Annotated in this window: 18 protein-coding genes and 2 tRNA genes; 13 read left to right on the top strand and 7 right to left on the bottom strand. The window is 62.3% G+C overall.

Features of this window, described 5'->3' with window-relative positions; translation table 11 throughout:
* Positions 1-159 precede the first annotated feature (159 nt).
* A complete protein-coding gene (locus QRN45_RS02845; protein WP_241707709.1) occupies positions 160-885 on the bottom strand; it encodes a class E sortase in 726 nt (241 codons plus the stop codon).
* A 313-nt stretch (positions 886-1198) separates the two neighbouring features.
* Between QRN45_RS02845 and QRN45_RS02840 the strand changes: the two genes are divergently transcribed.
* The 11 genes from QRN45_RS02840 to QRN45_RS02790 all read left to right on the top strand — a co-directional run bounded on the left by QRN45_RS02840 (position 1199) and on the right by QRN45_RS02790 (position 9405).
* Positions 1199-1450, top strand: a complete 252-nt coding sequence (locus QRN45_RS02840) for a cell division protein CrgA (protein WP_241707651.1) — start codon at positions 1199-1201, stop codon at positions 1448-1450.
* A gap of 42 nt (positions 1451-1492) precedes the next feature.
* Positions 1493-2002: a methylated-DNA--[protein]-cysteine S-methyltransferase gene (locus tag QRN45_RS02835; RefSeq protein WP_241707650.1), complete on the top strand. Its 510-nt coding sequence runs from the start codon at positions 1493-1495 to the stop codon at positions 2000-2002.
* The gene (locus QRN45_RS02830; protein ID WP_241707649.1) at positions 2002-2508 is read left to right on the top strand and encodes an RNA polymerase sigma factor; all 507 of its coding nucleotides are present in this window, start codon (positions 2002-2004) and stop codon (positions 2506-2508) included. The genes QRN45_RS02835 and QRN45_RS02830 overlap by 1 nt, the downstream gene beginning before the upstream one ends.
* Positions 2505-3125 (top strand): methylated-DNA--[protein]-cysteine S-methyltransferase, encoded by a 621-nt coding sequence (locus QRN45_RS02825; RefSeq protein WP_241707648.1) that lies wholly within the window; start codon positions 2505-2507, stop codon positions 3123-3125. Before QRN45_RS02830 ends, QRN45_RS02825 begins: the two co-directional genes overlap by 4 nt.
* Positions 3122-3817 carry an alpha-ketoglutarate-dependent dioxygenase AlkB family protein gene (locus QRN45_RS02820; protein WP_241707647.1) on the top strand — a complete coding sequence of 232 codons (696 nt, stop codon included), beginning with the start codon at positions 3122-3124 and terminating at the stop codon, positions 3815-3817. Before QRN45_RS02825 ends, QRN45_RS02820 begins: the two co-directional genes overlap by 4 nt.
* A gap of 56 nt (positions 3818-3873) precedes the next feature.
* Complete coding sequence (locus QRN45_RS02815; protein ID WP_241707646.1) at positions 3874-4476, top strand: DNA-3-methyladenine glycosylase I; 603 nt, start codon at positions 3874-3876, stop codon at positions 4474-4476.
* Between the two features lie 386 nt (positions 4477-4862).
* Entirely contained in the window at positions 4863-5225 is a 363-nt protein-coding gene (locus QRN45_RS02810; protein ID WP_078107045.1) for an ArsR/SmtB family transcription factor, read from the top strand.
* The gene (locus QRN45_RS02805) at positions 5222-6298 is read left to right on the top strand and encodes a cation diffusion facilitator family transporter (RefSeq protein WP_264637133.1); all 1077 of its coding nucleotides are present in this window, start codon (positions 5222-5224) and stop codon (positions 6296-6298) included. Before QRN45_RS02810 ends, QRN45_RS02805 begins: the two co-directional genes overlap by 4 nt.
* 152 nt (positions 6299-6450) lie before the next feature.
* The gene (locus QRN45_RS02800) at positions 6451-7806 is read left to right on the top strand and encodes an FtsW/RodA/SpoVE family cell cycle protein (protein ID WP_078107047.1); all 1356 of its coding nucleotides are present in this window, start codon (positions 6451-6453) and stop codon (positions 7804-7806) included.
* 749 nt (positions 7807-8555) lie between these two features.
* On the top strand, positions 8556-8960 hold the full coding sequence (locus QRN45_RS02795; protein WP_284762384.1) for an ArsR/SmtB family transcription factor: 405 nt from the start codon (positions 8556-8558) through the stop codon (positions 8958-8960).
* Complete coding sequence (locus tag QRN45_RS02790) at positions 8935-9405, top strand: SRPBCC family protein (RefSeq protein ID WP_284762383.1); 471 nt, start codon at positions 8935-8937, stop codon at positions 9403-9405. The genes QRN45_RS02795 and QRN45_RS02790 overlap by 26 nt, the downstream gene beginning before the upstream one ends.
* Before the next feature lie 18 nt (positions 9406-9423).
* Here the strand turns inward: QRN45_RS02790 and QRN45_RS02785 are convergent, their stop codons facing one another.
* Together QRN45_RS02785 and QRN45_RS02780 are read right to left on the bottom strand one after the other, a co-directional pair.
* Positions 9424-10293 (bottom strand): rhomboid family intramembrane serine protease, encoded by an 870-nt coding sequence (locus QRN45_RS02785; RefSeq protein ID WP_284762382.1) that lies wholly within the window; start codon positions 10291-10293, stop codon positions 9424-9426.
* Between the two features lie 21 nt (positions 10294-10314).
* The gene (locus tag QRN45_RS02780; protein ID WP_078107051.1) at positions 10315-10857 is read right to left on the bottom strand and encodes a peptidylprolyl isomerase; all 543 of its coding nucleotides are present in this window, start codon (positions 10855-10857) and stop codon (positions 10315-10317) included.
* Between the two features lie 153 nt (positions 10858-11010).
* On the opposite strand from QRN45_RS02780, the gene QRN45_RS02775 reads away from it, so the two are divergent.
* Positions 11011-11994, top strand: a complete 984-nt coding sequence (locus tag QRN45_RS02775; protein ID WP_284762381.1) for a hypothetical protein — start codon at positions 11011-11013, stop codon at positions 11992-11994.
* Positions 11995-12116: 122 nt separating this feature from the next.
* Positions 12117-13001 carry a glycosyltransferase family 2 protein gene (locus QRN45_RS02770; RefSeq protein WP_284762380.1) on the top strand — a complete coding sequence of 295 codons (885 nt, stop codon included), beginning with the start codon at positions 12117-12119 and terminating at the stop codon, positions 12999-13001.
* 4 nt (positions 13002-13005) lie between these two features.
* Here the strand turns inward: QRN45_RS02770 and QRN45_RS02765 are convergent, their stop codons facing one another.
* The 4 genes from QRN45_RS02765 to QRN45_RS02750 all read right to left on the bottom strand — a co-directional run bounded on the left by QRN45_RS02765 (position 13006) and on the right by QRN45_RS02750 (position 14377).
* Positions 13006-13914 carry a DMT family transporter gene (locus QRN45_RS02765; RefSeq protein ID WP_241707639.1) on the bottom strand — a complete coding sequence of 303 codons (909 nt, stop codon included), beginning with the start codon at positions 13912-13914 and terminating at the stop codon, positions 13006-13008.
* A gap of 67 nt (positions 13915-13981) precedes the next feature.
* A tRNA-Ala gene (locus tag QRN45_RS02760) sits at positions 13982-14057 on the bottom strand.
* 72 nt (positions 14058-14129) lie between these two features.
* Positions 14130-14246 carry a DLW-39 family protein gene (locus tag QRN45_RS02755; protein WP_216353810.1) on the bottom strand — a complete coding sequence of 39 codons (117 nt, stop codon included), beginning with the start codon at positions 14244-14246 and terminating at the stop codon, positions 14130-14132.
* A 57-nt stretch (positions 14247-14303) separates the two neighbouring features.
* A tRNA-Ile gene (locus tag QRN45_RS02750) sits at positions 14304-14377 on the bottom strand.
* Positions 14378-14414 lie beyond the last annotated feature (37 nt).

Raw genomic sequence — 14414 nt, 5'->3', positions numbered from 1 at the left:
TGAACCAATCGTTGAGTCGGTGAGGGTAGTGAACTGTGACATCCAGGGGAAAAGGAACTGGACCATCAGGACAATCGCGCATGCCACGAGTGCAGCTGATGTCAGGATACGCACCCACAGTGGCCCCGGGAGGTGGCGGAAGATCCATCCGTACATGGCTTAGCCCTTTCCGGCCGTTTGGGCGACTTGCTTGGCGATCTCCTGCGGCGGCCCGGCGGAGGCAGGTTGCCAGCTTTCCAGCAGGGAGTAGGCGATGATGCGTTCCTGGGAACCAAAGCGCGGATTGCAGCTGGTCATGGTGAGGTAGCTTTCGGTGGGCTCCACACCCGGCTGCGTGGGGACCGGAAGAAGGACATCGGTCCGCGACGGCATCACGATCTGGTTGTTTCGGAAGACATACGTGTAATAACCGTCTTTGGTCTGCACATATATTTTGTCGCCCGGAACCAGGAGATGGATGTTGTCCAGCACGGCGCCATGGGTCTGGCGGTGTCCGGCGACGGCGAAGTTGCCCGGCGCTCCCGGCATGCTCGTGGATCCGTAGTGGCCGAGACCCAGCGTGTCCAGAATGTCGGAACCGGTTCCCTCGATGATGGGCCGCGAATAGTCAGGGCCGAACCGGGGAATGTACATGATGCCGATCATGCCGCCGTGTTCGGGAGCCTGGGCAACCACAGGTTTCCCGTAGTTCGGCGGTGCAGCAGGATTGGCAGGGGCAACAGGTGCCACCGGTCCCGCAAAACTCTTCGCAAATCCCTGGACGGCCTGGCTCTGCTTGGCGTCCGCTTCGACGTTGGTCCACCACAGCTCCCACGCCACAAAGAGCAACAGGATGATTCCCGCGGTGAGGAGGAGTTCGCCCACGATCTGGACGATCCTGCGCACGACGTCGCCTTTGCTTGGCCGTCCCTTTGGCCGCGGCGGGCGGGACTTGCGTCCTCCCCGGCGCGTACCCTCCGCACCCGTTCCCGTGCCGTCGTCCGGCACGGCAGCGGCTTGCTGCGTCTGCTGCTGCGCCACTGGATCTCCTCTTGACAGGCGCGGATGCCCGACGACGAGCAGTCTCCGAAATCCGGCTAGACTTGGCTGCTAGAACGAACCCCGGAATTGCCGCGTGCGCGTTGACCGCTGGAATTTTCCTTCCTGCAGGATATCAAGCTGACGCGCGGCCTTTCATTCAGCCGGCCAAGGAGGATCCGTGCCCGAGTCCAAGCCCCGCAAGAGGGCCGCCCGCCCCACCGAAGCGGCCACCGCGCACCAGTACAAGCCGAACCCCATCTGGTACAAGCCCGTCATGTTCGGTCTCATGATCATCGGCCTGCTGTGGATCATCACGTTCTACATCACGAGCGGCCAACTTCCCGTACCTGCATGGGCGTCCTGGAACATCGTGGCGGGCTTCGGCATCGCGATCGTTGGCTTCTTGATGACTACCCGCTGGCGCTCCTGAGCGGCGACCTCACATTCCGGCCGCCTGCCGCGTCTACTAGGCATGACCATCAGGCACACCACCATTGATTCCCCACTGGGTCAGCTCACGCTGACCGCCCGGGACGAGTCGCTGACCGGTATTTTCTTCGAGGGCCATTGGCATATGCCGCCGTCGGAATTCTTCGGGGAAGCCGTATCCGCCGAGGATCCCGTGTTCCAGCAAGCTGCGCGTGAACTCGGCGAATACCTGTCTGGCGAGCGAACGGTGTTCGACGTCCCTTTCCAGGTTTCAGGGAATCCGTTCCAGCAGCGGGTATGGGCCAGGCTGGAACACATTCCGTATGGCGAAACCGTCAGCTATGGAGAATTGGCCACCGAACTGGGCGACCGCAATCTTTCGCAAGCCGTCGGTTCGGCGGTTGGCCGCAATCCACTCAGCATCATCATCCCTTGCCACCGGGTTGTGGGGCGCGACGGGAGGCTCACCGGATACGCCGGCGGCCTCGACAACAAGCGCTTCCTCCTGGACCTCGAAGAACCGGCCTCGGCGAAGGAAAGCAAGCTCTTCTAATGGAGCCCAAGAAGCCGTTCGAACTTGTCGTCCGGGAACACGGACCCACGGTTCTTCGCGTGTGCCGCGCGGTTCTGGGCGCCCACGACGCCGAGGACGGCTGGTCGGAGACTTTCCTCTCCGCTTTGAAGGCCTACCCCGAACTTCCCGCGGGCGCCAACGTGCAGGCTTGGCTCGTCACCATCGCCCACCGCAAATCCATCGACATCGTCCGCGCCAGGAACCGCCAGCCGCTTCCCGTGGATGAACTTCCTGTGCGACCATCCGGACTCGGCATCCCCGGTGACGGTCATCGGGAGGTGCTCGACGCCGTCGGGCAGCTCCCCCCGAAGCAGCGCCAAGCGGTGGCCTACCACTACCTCGCCGGGCTCCCCTACAAGGACGTCGCCGGGCTTCTAGGCGGAACCCCCGACGCCGCGCGTCGAGCGGGAGCCGACGGCGTCAAGGCGCTGCGCACCATTCTCGTTGATAGCTCCGAGAGCTACGTGAAAGAAGAAACCCCATGACCATCCATCATGACGAACCGGACGTCTCCGCGCTCCTCGCACCCCTCGAGTCCGTGGAACCGGGCCTCATGCAGCGGCTCCACGACCGCCTCGCAGCGGCGGCCGCCGAACAGGACACCCTCGACATTGCCTACCGCACCGTGGATTCGCCGATCGGCAAACTGCTGCTCGCAGCCACGGAACGCGGCATGGTGCGCGTGGCCTTCGAAGTGGAAGACCACGACGCCGTGCTGCAGCGCCTCGCGGAAAAGCTCAGTCCGCGGATCCTCTTCTCAGCGAGCCGGCTGGATCCGGCCGCCCGCGAGCTGGACGAATACTTCGCGGGCACCCGGCACCGGTTCGACCTGCCCTTGGATTTCAGCCTTTCGCGCGGCTTCCGACTGAGCGTCCTGGAACATTTGCCGCAGATCGCCTACGGCCACACGGAAAGCTACGCGCAAGTGGCCTTGGCTGCCGGCAGCCCGCGGGCCGTTCGTGCCGTCGGGACCGCTTGCGCCACCAACCCGCTGCCGGTGATTGTTCCGTGCCACCGGGTGGTGAAGTCCGATGGATCGTTCGGGAACTACCTCGGCGGTGCGGAAGCCAAACGCGCCCTGCTGGCTCTCGAGGCGGCATGACTTCGGGATGGACGGAACCGCTGTTTCCGCTTGAGTTGCCGGACGCGCCCGACGCCGGTCCACGGGAGATCGCGCCCGGCGCGGTGCACGTTCCGGGCTGGCTGAGCCTTGAGCAGCAACAGTGGATAGCGGCCCGTTTCGAGGAGTGGACGCAGGGTCCCGTCCCCTTGCGTGCCGCGGTGCTTCCCGGTGGGCACCCGATGTCCGTCCGGACGGTCTGCCTCGGCTGGCACTGGCAACCCTATAGATACACACGCGAGGCCTTTGACGTCAACGGGCGCCGGGTCCTCGACCTTCCTGATTGGATGGTGCGCCTGGGTCGCAAGGCACTGTTCGAGGCCTACGGTGACGCCGCAGAAGCCGCAAGCTACACGCCGGACACTGCGCTCGTGAATTTCTACGACGAGGCGGCCAAAATGGGAATGCACCAGGACAAGGACGAAAAGTCGCGGGCCCCGGTGGTGTCGCTCAGCATCGGGGACAGCTGCGTCTTCCGCTTCGGAAACACGGAGACGCGCACCAAGCCGTATGCCGACGTCGTGCTCTCCTCAGGCGACCTCTTCGTGTTCGGCGAAGCGTCCCGTTTTGCATACCACGGAGTCACCAAAGTGCTCCCCGGAACGGCGCCGGAAGGTTGCGGATTGCCGAAGGGACGGATCAACATCACCATGCGCGTCACGGGAATGTCGTAGGGCCGGGGCACAATGGCAACAACAGCTTCTACCCGTCTTCCTGTGGAGGATTACCTATGACCCCGGCCGAGAACGGCACCATCATCGGCGACGACGGCCTTGCTCGTCCGCCCTGGGCTTCCGTCGACCCGCTCATGCGCGAGTACTACGACCACGAGTGGGGAATGCCCGTACGGGATGAACGGGGACTGTACGAACGCATCAGCCTCGAGGGTTTCCAGGCGGGACTGTCCTGGGCCACCATCTTGCGCAAGCGCGACGCGTTCCGGTCCGCTTTCATGGACTTCCACCCTGAAAGCGTCGCGGCCTTCACGGAGGCGGACGTCGAACGGCTGATGCAGGATTCGGGAATTGTGCGCAACCGCCTCAAGATCCGTGCGGCCATCACCAACGCCAAGGCGACGATCGGCTTGCGGAGCGAGGGCGGCTTGGTGGACTTCGTGTGGTCCTTCCAACCGGAGTCGACGCCGGAACCGCGGACGTTTGCCGACGTCGCCAGCCAATCGCCGGAATCGATTGCGCTCTCCAAGGCCCTGCGCAAGAAGGGCTTCGCTTTCGTGGGGCCCACCACGATGTACGCACTGATGGAGGCGATCGGCATGATCGACACCCATTTGCTCGACAGCCATCGCCGCGGCAGCTCAGGAGTCTGGCTCTGATTCCCGCCTTCTTTCCACAGAAGTGCGTAACTTTATCCACAGCTGTGGACAATTCATGTGGACATCCACGTACATGAGGCCAAGATCCCCGCATTCGGGCGATGACCGGACCCGTCCTCCTTGATCCGTGGTTTTACCCAGTGTGCACAAGCCTGTGGATAGTGTCCGCGGGTTCATTGAGAGTTCACTCCCGAGGCATTGAGAACTTCATTTCGCGCCCCGCCGGTCGCTGCGGCTCGCTGGCTCCGGCTCGCTGGCTCCGGTTCGCTGTCCCGGGTCCGCGTCCCGGGTCCGCGTCCCGGGTCCTTGTCCAGGGTCCTTGTCCCGGGTCCTTGTCCCGGGTCCTCAAATGTGGGTGTGGCCGGAATATGTGAAAGAATTTGCGTATGAATGCAGATAAGAGTGCCTGCTCGCTCGGAGTCGACAGCCAATACGTTGAATTGGCCGTCGAAGTGTTCGCGATGCTGGCTGACGCCACGAGGGTCCGGATCGTCCTCGCGCTGCGGGACGGTGAAATGGCCGTCGGAGCGCTGGCCGACCTTCTAGGGAAGTCCCCCGCGGCAGTGTCGCAGCACCTTGCCAAAATGCGCTTGGCCAGAATGGTCTCCACGCGGCAGGACGGGACCAGGGTCATGTACCGCCTGGAGAATGAGCACGCCCGCCAGTTGGTTGCGGATGCAATATTCCAGGCGGAACACGCCTTGGGCGGCACCCCTGCACACCACCGCGTAGAACAGGAATCGGCATGAGCGGCCACCAGCAAGTCGGTCATCACGAGCACGACGTGCATGAGCACGACGTGCACGACCACGACCACGACCACGACCACGACCACGACCACGACCACGACCACGACCACGACGGACACTCCCACAAGCATCACAAGGGTCTCAAGGGGTGGCTGTATGAGCTCTTTGTCCCGCATACCCACGATTCCGCCGATTCCATCGACGATGCGCTTGAGTCCAGCACACAGGGCGTTCGGGCGCTGAAGATCAGCCTCTTCATACTCCTTGGCACCACGGTCCTGCAGTTCCTTGTGGTCCTTATCAGCGGCTCTGTCGCGTTGCTGGCCGACACCATCCACAACTTTTCGGACGCACTCACCGCAGTGCCACTCTGGATCGCGTTCATTCTGGGACGCCGCGCAGCAACCCGCCGATACAACTATGGATACGGGCGGGCGGAGGACCTTGCCGGATTGTTCATTGTCGGCGTCGTAGCGCTTTCGGCGGTGGTCGCCGCATGGCAATCCATCGATCGCCTCTTCCATCCGCAGCCCCTGCACAATCTGTGGTGGGTCCTTGCGGCCGGGCTCATTGGCTTTGCGGGCAATGAGATCGTGGCCGTCTACAGGATCAGGGTGGGCCGGCAGATCGGATCCGCTGCACTGGTCGCCGACGGCGTGCACGCGCGCATTGACGGATTCACCTCCCTCGCAGTGGTGATTGGCGCCGGCGGCGTGCTGCTCGGCTTCCCGCTGGCGGATCCGATTGTCGGCCTGCTGATTTCAGCAGCCATCATCGTCCTGCTCTGGGGTACGGTACGCAGCATCGGGCGACGCCTGATGGACGGCATAGAACCCGAACTTCTCGATACCGCCCAGGCGGCCTTGGACAGGGCACCGGGCGTACTCTCCGTGCCGCGGCTCCAACTACGTTGGGTCGGCCATCGCCTGCAGGGTGCCGCCACCATCGTCGTCGCCGACGCTTCCCTGTCAGCGGTGGAGAAGACGGTCAGCGAGGCCAGGCATCGGCTTGAGCACGCGCTTCCGAAGCTCGACGACATGGCGATACAGGCCGTTACCGAAGCTGGCCGCTGATCGACGGGTCCTGTTCCCAACCGCTGCCCAGCCGCTGCCCAGCCGCTGCGGCTATGATGGCCCACTGAACCTTATGTTGTGAGCCACTTACCCGATCTTGGGCCACTGACCGGACCCGCCCGGCAGTCCGAGATCCACGAAAGAAGATGCCCATGAGCCAGCAAGCGATTCCGGCGAAGCCTCGCCGAAACGTGGAAATGGTGCTGTTGGTGCTGGCACTTGGCGTCGGCATCGGTGCCCTCGCAATGACCAGCGTGGACAAGAAGGAAGCCCTTGACGTTGGATTCTGGCTTCAGGCGGGTGCCCTGACGGCGCTGGCCGGAATCTTCCACGTCGTCCTGCGTTTCAAGGCCAGATATGCGGATCCGGTGATACTCCCGATCGTTGTCGCTTTGAACGGCCTCGGCATCGCCATGATCCGACGCCTCGATGCGTCAAACGGCACTAATGCGGGGGGCAACCAGCTGACGTGGACGATCGTCTCGGTGCTGGTCGCGGCCGCCGTGCTGTGGCTCTTGAAGGATCACAGAATCCTGCGCCGGTACACGTTCATCGCACTCGCTGTCAGCGCCGCGCTCCTCATTCTTCCGCTTGTCCCGGGCATTTCCGCGGGAGACATCAACGGCGCGAATGTCTGGATTCGCCTTGGTTCCCTGCAGTTCCAACCCGGCGAGATCGTGAAGATTACGCTCGCAATCTTCTTCGCGGGCTACTTGTCCTCCAACCGGGACTTGATCCTGTTGGCCGGTAGGAAATTCGGGCGCTTGCAGTTCCCCAGAATCAAGGACACCGGGCCGATGATCACTGCCTGGGCAGCGAGCGTTGGCGTACTGGTCTTCCAGCACGATCTCGGCATGTCCATACTGCTGTTCGGCCTGTTCATCGTGATGATCTACGTTGCCACGAGCCGGGCCAGCTGGCTCGTCCTCGGCGTCGTGCTCATGCTTTTGGGCGGATACGCCGCGGCAAAGATCTTTTCCCATGTCGGCTTGCGCATCGACGCCTGGATCAATGCCTTCGACCCCCAGGTTTTCACCCGCTTCCCCGGAGGCAGCGCCCAGATTGTCCAGGGCCTCTTCGGAATGGCCGACGGCGGCCTGATCGGAAAAGGCCTCGGACTTGGAAGCCCGGACCTTGTGCCTTTCGCGAACAGCGACATGATCATCGCTTCCCTTGGCGAAGAACTCGGCCTGATCGGGCTGTTCGCGATCGTCCTCCTCTATTTGCTGCTTTTCACGAGGGGATTCCGGGCCGCCCTGGGCATCCGGGATGCCTTCGGAAAGCTCCTTGCCTGTGGCCTGGCCTTCTCCATGGCTCTTCAGTGCTTCATCATTATCGGCGGCGTCACGCGCCTTATTCCCCTCACTGGACTCACGACGCCGTTCCTCTCCGCGGGCGGATCCTCCCTCCTTGCCAACTGGATCATCGTGGCTTTGTTGTTGCGGATCAGTGACGCAGCCCGCAGGCCCCAGACGGTCGCTTCCCAGACCGAACACGTCCCGGTCTGACGCCGGTCCGACCTTCAGGCTCCCGCTACCACCTTCGTTCACACGCTCGACCGTATCGCCTCACAATAGGGCCTCTCTCAGAGGGCGGTATCGGCCTGCCTGCGTACCCGCTTCTGCGGCGCGCGCCCGCTTCTGTGCCCGCGCCCGACGTCAGCCCGACGTCAGGCAGCATGGCATCGAAGCTACGTAGCGATTGACCATCCTGGCCGTCCCCGCGCCAGTTACACACTTAACAACAGGCAACTACCCACAAGTTATCCACAGTTGGGGAAAAACTGTGCCTACAAAGTGGAAAACTCCCAGAACGGCGGGCTTCAAGGTCCAGGAAGGACAACGAACTACAGCGATGTGAGTTATTAACAATGTTGATAACTCTGTTGATACCGCTCTCTTACGGCTCCTGACGGTGAGGTTGTCCACACACCACCGAAAAACGCGATTCTTATCCACATACCCACAAGCGTGTGGGCAAAAGTTATCCACAGATGTGGACGTTAATCCCCAGGGAGACCCGCTGCCCCTGCTATCTAGGCGCGGAAGGTCCATCCACCGTTGAACTACACGGTTGTAAGTTACGCACACTGTGGATAACAGCTGTGGAAAACATATCCGAGGGGGTATTGACGCGCCTGAACGCACAGACTTAAGCTGGCGATATTCAATCATTTAGTTGATAAACCATCTGATAGAGTACCGTCAAGATTCGGAATTCCGCAAGGCTTGGGACTGGAGCCAGACAGGGGAGACGCATGCCGGACACGATCGGCACAGCCGTGCTGGATCCTGAAGACCAGCTCAACAGGGCATTCATGGCCCTCGCCGATCCTGTCCGGCGCAAGATCCTGGCGCGGTTGGCCCTGGGCGATGCCACTGTCGGTGAGATCGCCCAGCCCTTCACCGTCACCCTCCAAGCCATCTCCAAGCACCTTCAAGTGCTAGAGGGCGCAGGGCTCATCACGAGGAGGAGGGAAGCGCAGCGCCGTCCCTGTCACCTGAACACCGCGGCGCTGGGACCTTTGGCCGGGTGGATTGAGAACTACCGTCTCCAGGCAGAGGAACGTTTCGCCCGGTTGGACGAACTACTGGCCAGCACAGCCCAAAAGGACAATCCGGAAAAGGAGAAGGACAATGAGCACCAACACAACAATCATTGACGTCGCGGCGGGCACGCCGTTCATCGACACGAGCCGCGACTTCGATGCCGCCCCGTATCGAGTGTTCCAGGCTTTCACGGATCCCGAACTGGTGGTCAAATGGTTGGGTCCGCGTCGCCTGGAAATGCGCCTGGAGGCGTACGACGCGCGGACGGGCGGCAGCTACCGCTACACGCACCTGGACGAGCAAGGCAACGAGTTCGGCTTCCGCGGGGTCTTCCACGAGGTCCAGGAACCGTTGCGGATCATCCAGACCTTCGAATTCGACGGCGCCCCGGGGCAAGTCACCTTGGATACCACCCGGTTTGAAGACCTTGGGGGCCGCACACGCGTTGTGCAGCGCTCCGTGTTTCCCTCGGTGGAGGCCCGTGACATGGCAGTGGCCAGCGGCATGGATGCGGGCATCAAGGAGTCGATGGACCGCTTGGAGGCGCTCCTAGGGTAAGAAAAGCGTAAAGAGCTGTCAGCCCGCGGTGGCCCCAAGGACGGTAGCCAGCACAAGAATTCCGGCCACCAGTGCCATGCCGGCAGTTTGCAACAGCGCCTGGCGCGGTCCACGCGGAGCAAAGGCGATGACGGCGGCACACAGGCCGCCCGTGATCAGGCCGCCCAAGTGGGCCTGCCAGGCGATTCCCGGGACGACGAAGCCAATCACCCCGTTGATGACGATAAGGATCCACAACTGCCGGGTGTCTCCGCCGCGCCGGCTTTGGATCACGAGGAGTGCGCCAAAGAGGCCGAAGATCGCGCCTGACGCACCTTCAACGGGGGTTACAGGGAAGACCGGCGTCAGCAGCATGAAGCCAACGGAACCACCAATGGCGGAGAGCACGTAGACGGCGAGGAAGCGAATGCGCCCCAGAACGGGCTCCAGCACCTGGCCGAAGATCCAGAGCATGTACATGTTGAGCACGATGTGCAGGACGAAACCTTGTGAGTGGACGAAAGCGCTCGTCAGCATCCGCCATGGTTCGAAGGCCCCATATTGGGGAGAGGCATAGGCGGAGGCGAAAACGAGCTGGCCCTCCACGACACCGCCGGGAATCAGCCATTGCAGCACGTACACCAAGGCACACAACCCGATGAGTACGTACGTCACCAAAGGACGCCCGGTCGCGACGGCGCCGCCATAGGCGGAACGCACTGCCGGCGTCGAACGCTTCATTTCATTGACACAGTCAACGCATTGGAACCCGACGGCGGCCGCCCGCTGGCATTCGGGGCATGCAGGACGCCCGCAACGCTGGCACCGCACGTAGGAAGGCCTGTCCGGGTGCCTGGGGCACACCGGAATGTCTGCTGACGGCTCTGCCGCCGGGATTCCGTAACTCATATGCTGCTCATACTCCGGGGATCAGAGCTGGACGATGTCAATGCTGTTGATGACGACATCCTCAACAGGACGGTCGCCCATGCCGGTGCGGACAGCCTCGATGGCGTCTACAACCTTCTTGGACTCTTCGTCAGCCACCTCGCCGAAGATCGAGTGCTTGCCGAAAAGCCAGTCGGTGTTGACCGTGGTGATGAAGAACTGGGAGCCGTTGGTGCCCTTGCCCATCTGGACACCGGCGTTGGCCATGGCCAGCTTGTAAGGGGCGTTGAAGTTGAGTTCCGGGTGGATCTCGTCGTCGAACTTGTAGCCCGGTCCGCCGATGCCGCGGCCGAGGGGATCGCCGCCCTGGATCATGAAGTCTTTGATGATGCGGTGGAAAATGGTGCCGTTGTACAGGGGGGTACCGGTCTTGTCTTCGCCCGTTTCCGGGTGGGTCCAGGACTTTTCGCCTGTGGCCAGGCCAACGAAGTTGGCGACCGTCTTGGGCGCGTGGTTGCCGAAGAGGTCAACCACGATGTCACCGAGGCTCGTGTGGAAAGTTGCTTGTGCGGTTGCGATGGTCATATCGCCATTCTTCCATGCAGGGTCAACGCCGGTGCGGCCAGGAAGGCGGTTCCGCGCTCGGTGAAATCTTCCATGAATCCGCTGGATGAATAGCCGGTGCCGATCAAGCGACGTAGGCTAACAACAAACGAGCATGTTGATCGGGAGGTAGTTGTGAAGAAATCGGACCGGATTGCCCGCGAACTTGAACACACCGTCGTGAATGGTGTCGAAAATGCCAAGGACTGGGCGACACCGCGCGTCGAGGCAGCTGTGAACTGGGCGGTTCCCCGCATCCAGCACGGAATCGACACCGCTTCGCCGAAGCTTCAGGAAGGCCTGAAGTCAGCTGCGTACAACCTCGCCGACGGCGTTGCGACCGTCACCCCTAGGCTCCAGGAAGGCCTGGCGAACCTCGCACCGAGGATCCATGACGTCGTCGAGGATGCCTCACCTAAGATCCAGGAAGCCCTTAACAAGGCAACCCCGGCACTCAGCCACGCCCGGGACAAAGTTGTTGAGGAATACCTGCCCAAGCTCTCGGAACAGCTCGGGCAAGCCTCCGGGGTTGTCCACCAAGCCCTTGAGAATGCACCCGCTCAGGTGGACGCCGTGGCCCAGAGGCTGGTGGACTCGGGAGTGGTTCACAATCTGCAGGAGCAAGCACAAGCCACAGGCGCCCAGCTGAAAGCCGCGGCCGAGGAAGCATCCAAAACAGTCTCGAAAGAGCTCGCCAAGACCCGGAAACCCAAAAAGCGGGGCTTCCTGATCTTCACGGTTGTAGCAGCGGCTGCAGCGGCCGGCATTGCGGCGTGGAGGGCCAGCCGTCCTGTAGAGGACCCATGGAAGACCCCGGTCCCGGTCGTAACACCCTCGCCGGTGCCGGCCGCGGCTGTAGCCGAGAAAGTGGCTGAGAAGGCCAACGAAGCCGCCGACAAGGTAGCCGAAAAGGTTGACGACGTGAGGCTCGACGTAGCCGACAAGAGCGAAACTGTAGCCGAGAAGGCAAAACACGTCGTCGAGGACGCCACGGACACCGCAGCGAACGTGGCAATCGACGCCAAGACGGCGGTAAAGAACATCGCCGCCAGCCTTCACAAGGACGAGGCAGACGAGGACCACGAGGCTTCTGACGAAGCAGGCAAACACGAGGCCTAGGCGAAAGCCGGATTCGCGCCGCGTTGAAGGGATTCCGGTTCGCCGGGATCCCTTCAATTGTTTGGCCACTTGTCACCGGAGACTTCCTCAAGGGATACCGGCCTGATGTTAGATTTATGGAGATGCCAGCCGATAGATCTTTCGTAGATGCAGCCACCAACGCAGCCGTCGCACCCGTGAAGCCGAGCGTTTCAATCATCATCCCGGCGTACAACGAGGAAAGCGTCATACGGCAATGCTTGATCGCGGCCATCTACCAGTCGGTACCTGCGGATGAAATCATCGTCGTGAACAACAGGTCCACAGACCGCACCGCGCAGATCGTCCAGCAGATGCAACTGGAATACCCTGAGAGCCCCATTATCCTGTTGAGCCAGGACAAGGCCCAGGGACTCATTCCCACCCGCAACTTTGGCCTCAACAGCGCCACGTCGGATGTCCTCGGCCGGATCGACGCCGACTCCGTCCTGGAACCTGACTGGGTGGAGCAGGTCCAAAAGGCCTTCGCCGACCCCTCAGCGCAGGCTGCAACCGGTCCCGTGGTCTACTACGACATGCCCATGCGCCGCTTCGGGCTCAAAGCCGACGACAAAATGCGCCAGCTCATGCTCCGGCTCGCGAAGCACCAATATCATTTCCTTTTCGGATCCAACATGGCGCTTCGCCGTTCCGCCTGGGAAACCATCCGGGACGAAACCTGCCTGGACGAGAAAGACGAGATGCATGAGGACATCGATCTTTCCCTGCACCTTGCCGACCACGATCTCAGGGTCCAGTACTGGCCGCAGATGGTCTCGGGCATGTCCGCCCGCAGGCTCGAGGATTCACCGCGCGACTACCGCTATTACGTGACCCGCTTCGACAGGACCTACAAGGCCCACAACGTCAAGAAGATGGCGCTCAAGGCCCCCATGGTGGTGTTCTTCTCGGTCTACTTCCCGGCCAAGCTGCTCCGGGCCATCCACGCGGCCAACGCGAGCCAAAGCGTCCGCCGCGGCGGCCTGTAGCCGCTCAGTCAGTGCCGAGCTCGGCGATTTTTCCGTCAACGTCACCCTTGCCGCGCCGCTGACCAGCGACGACGACGGCGAGACCACCCAGGATCAGGGCTAGCCCCGCATAGGTACCGGCCGGCAGGGTCTCGTGCAGGAAGACCGCAGCGAGAAGCGCCGCCCCCGGGATCTCCAGCAGGATGATCATGGAAACCAGCAGCGGGCTCAGGGTGGCCAGGAGATGGTTGAAGGCGGTGTGGCCCACCAGCTGTGCGCACACAGTGATGGCCACGATCCCCAGCCAGCCTCCGGCGTCGAACCCCACGAGCCGCTGGCCGCCCATGAGGGCCAGCACCGCGACAATGGCGGCGCAGATCCCGTAGCAGAGCGTCGTGTACGTTCCGATGCCCATGCTCTGCCGGGCTTTGCCTCCGGCCAAGGTGTACAGCCCGGCCAAGGCGCCACCGGCGAGAGCGAGGATGTCGCCAAGGAGGGCCTTCGGTGAAGTCCCCATGTCGAAGCCCGTGATGGCGGCGACGCCGCCTAACGCGATGCCAAGCCCCACCAGGACCGGCCAACGGTGCCTCGTCCCGCGGAGGAGCTGGAAAACGGCGATCCACGCCGACTGCAGGCACACCAAGGCGGTGGCGGCCGCGACTGACGTGAGCTCCAGCGCAGTGATGAAGCAAGCGAAATGGAAAGCCAGCGCCACTGCCGCGACGGCGGACCACGTGAACTCGCGGCGGGTGATCTTGCGGAATTGTCGGGGCTCGCGGATCAGGACCGGCGAGGCCATGACGACGGCGGCGATTGCGTTGCGCCAGAAAGCGATGGCCAGTGCCGTGACGGAGGTCGCCCCAAGCGTTCCGGCGATGAGGGGTCCGGATGATGCGACGCCAAGCACACCCAAAGCAGCAACGATGAAGTTCACAATTCAACCTTAGTGGGGCGGCTTAACGCAAAGAGTCCCGGTCATTTCTGACCGGGACTCTTTCTTATGGTGGAGGCACGGGGACTCGAACCCCGAACCCCCTGCTTGCAAAGCAGGTGCGCTACCAATTGCGCCATGCCCCCATAAGAAGCAACCCGTCCATACTACCCTAGTTCCATCGATGGTTTTGACCATCTCCAGACCGGGTGCCTTCGCTACTCAACCGTATCGGTTGCCTTGCTCCAGACCGTTTTCCGGGCTTCGGATTCCTGCACTTTTTTGTAGAGCAGGACGCCTGCGACCGCAGCTGCAACTACCAGCAACTTCTTCACACGCACCCCGTTCCGACTCGGTTTCCCGAACCTTTAGCAAAACCTGTGCAGGTTCCGTGGGCGTACCAGGACTTGAACCTGGGACCTCTTCGTTATCAGCGAAGCGCTCTAACCGCCTGAGCTATACGCCCCGATACCTCTTCGGGCCGAGACATGACTTTACAGCAC

Source organism: Arthrobacter sp. efr-133-R2A-63 (assembly GCF_030209795.1).
GTDB classification, from domain to species: Bacteria; Actinomycetota; Actinomycetes; order Actinomycetales; family Micrococcaceae; genus Arthrobacter; species Arthrobacter bambusae_A.
Note: the sequence above shows the minus strand (reverse complement) of the source record. Positions and strands in the feature narration are given on the sequence as shown.

Bases quoted from the DNA above. Each gene is read 5' to 3' on its own strand.
- QRN45_RS02825 (WP_241707648.1), top strand. From the start codon at position 2,505: ATGACCATCCATCATGACGAACCGGACGTCTCCGCGCTCCTCGCACCC.
- QRN45_RS02785 (WP_284762382.1), bottom strand. From the start codon at position 10,293: ATGAGTTACGGAATCCCGGCGGCAGAGCCGTCAGCAGACATTCCGGTG.
- QRN45_RS02770 (WP_284762380.1), top strand. From the start codon at position 12,117: ATGCCAGCCGATAGATCTTTCGTAGATGCAGCCACCAACGCAGCCGTC.
- QRN45_RS02830 (WP_241707649.1), top strand. From the start codon at position 2,002: ATGGAGCCCAAGAAGCCGTTCGAACTTGTCGTCCGGGAACACGGACCC.
- QRN45_RS02780 (WP_078107051.1), bottom strand. From the start codon at position 10,857: ATGACCATCGCAACCGCACAAGCAACTTTCCACACGAGCCTCGGTGAC.
- QRN45_RS02815 (WP_241707646.1), top strand. From the start codon at position 3,874: ATGACCCCGGCCGAGAACGGCACCATCATCGGCGACGACGGCCTTGCT.
- QRN45_RS02800 (WP_078107047.1), top strand. From the start codon at position 6,451: ATGAGCCAGCAAGCGATTCCGGCGAAGCCTCGCCGAAACGTGGAAATG.
- QRN45_RS02820 (WP_241707647.1), top strand. From the start codon at position 3,122: ATGACTTCGGGATGGACGGAACCGCTGTTTCCGCTTGAGTTGCCGGAC.
- QRN45_RS02795 (WP_284762384.1), top strand. From the start codon at position 8,556: ATGCCGGACACGATCGGCACAGCCGTGCTGGATCCTGAAGACCAGCTC.
- QRN45_RS02810 (WP_078107045.1), top strand. From the start codon at position 4,863: ATGAATGCAGATAAGAGTGCCTGCTCGCTCGGAGTCGACAGCCAATAC.
- QRN45_RS02805 (WP_264637133.1), top strand. From the start codon at position 5,222: ATGAGCGGCCACCAGCAAGTCGGTCATCACGAGCACGACGTGCATGAG.
- QRN45_RS02835 (WP_241707650.1), top strand. From the start codon at position 1,493: ATGACCATCAGGCACACCACCATTGATTCCCCACTGGGTCAGCTCACG.
- QRN45_RS02790 (WP_284762383.1), top strand. From the start codon at position 8,935: ATGAGCACCAACACAACAATCATTGACGTCGCGGCGGGCACGCCGTTC.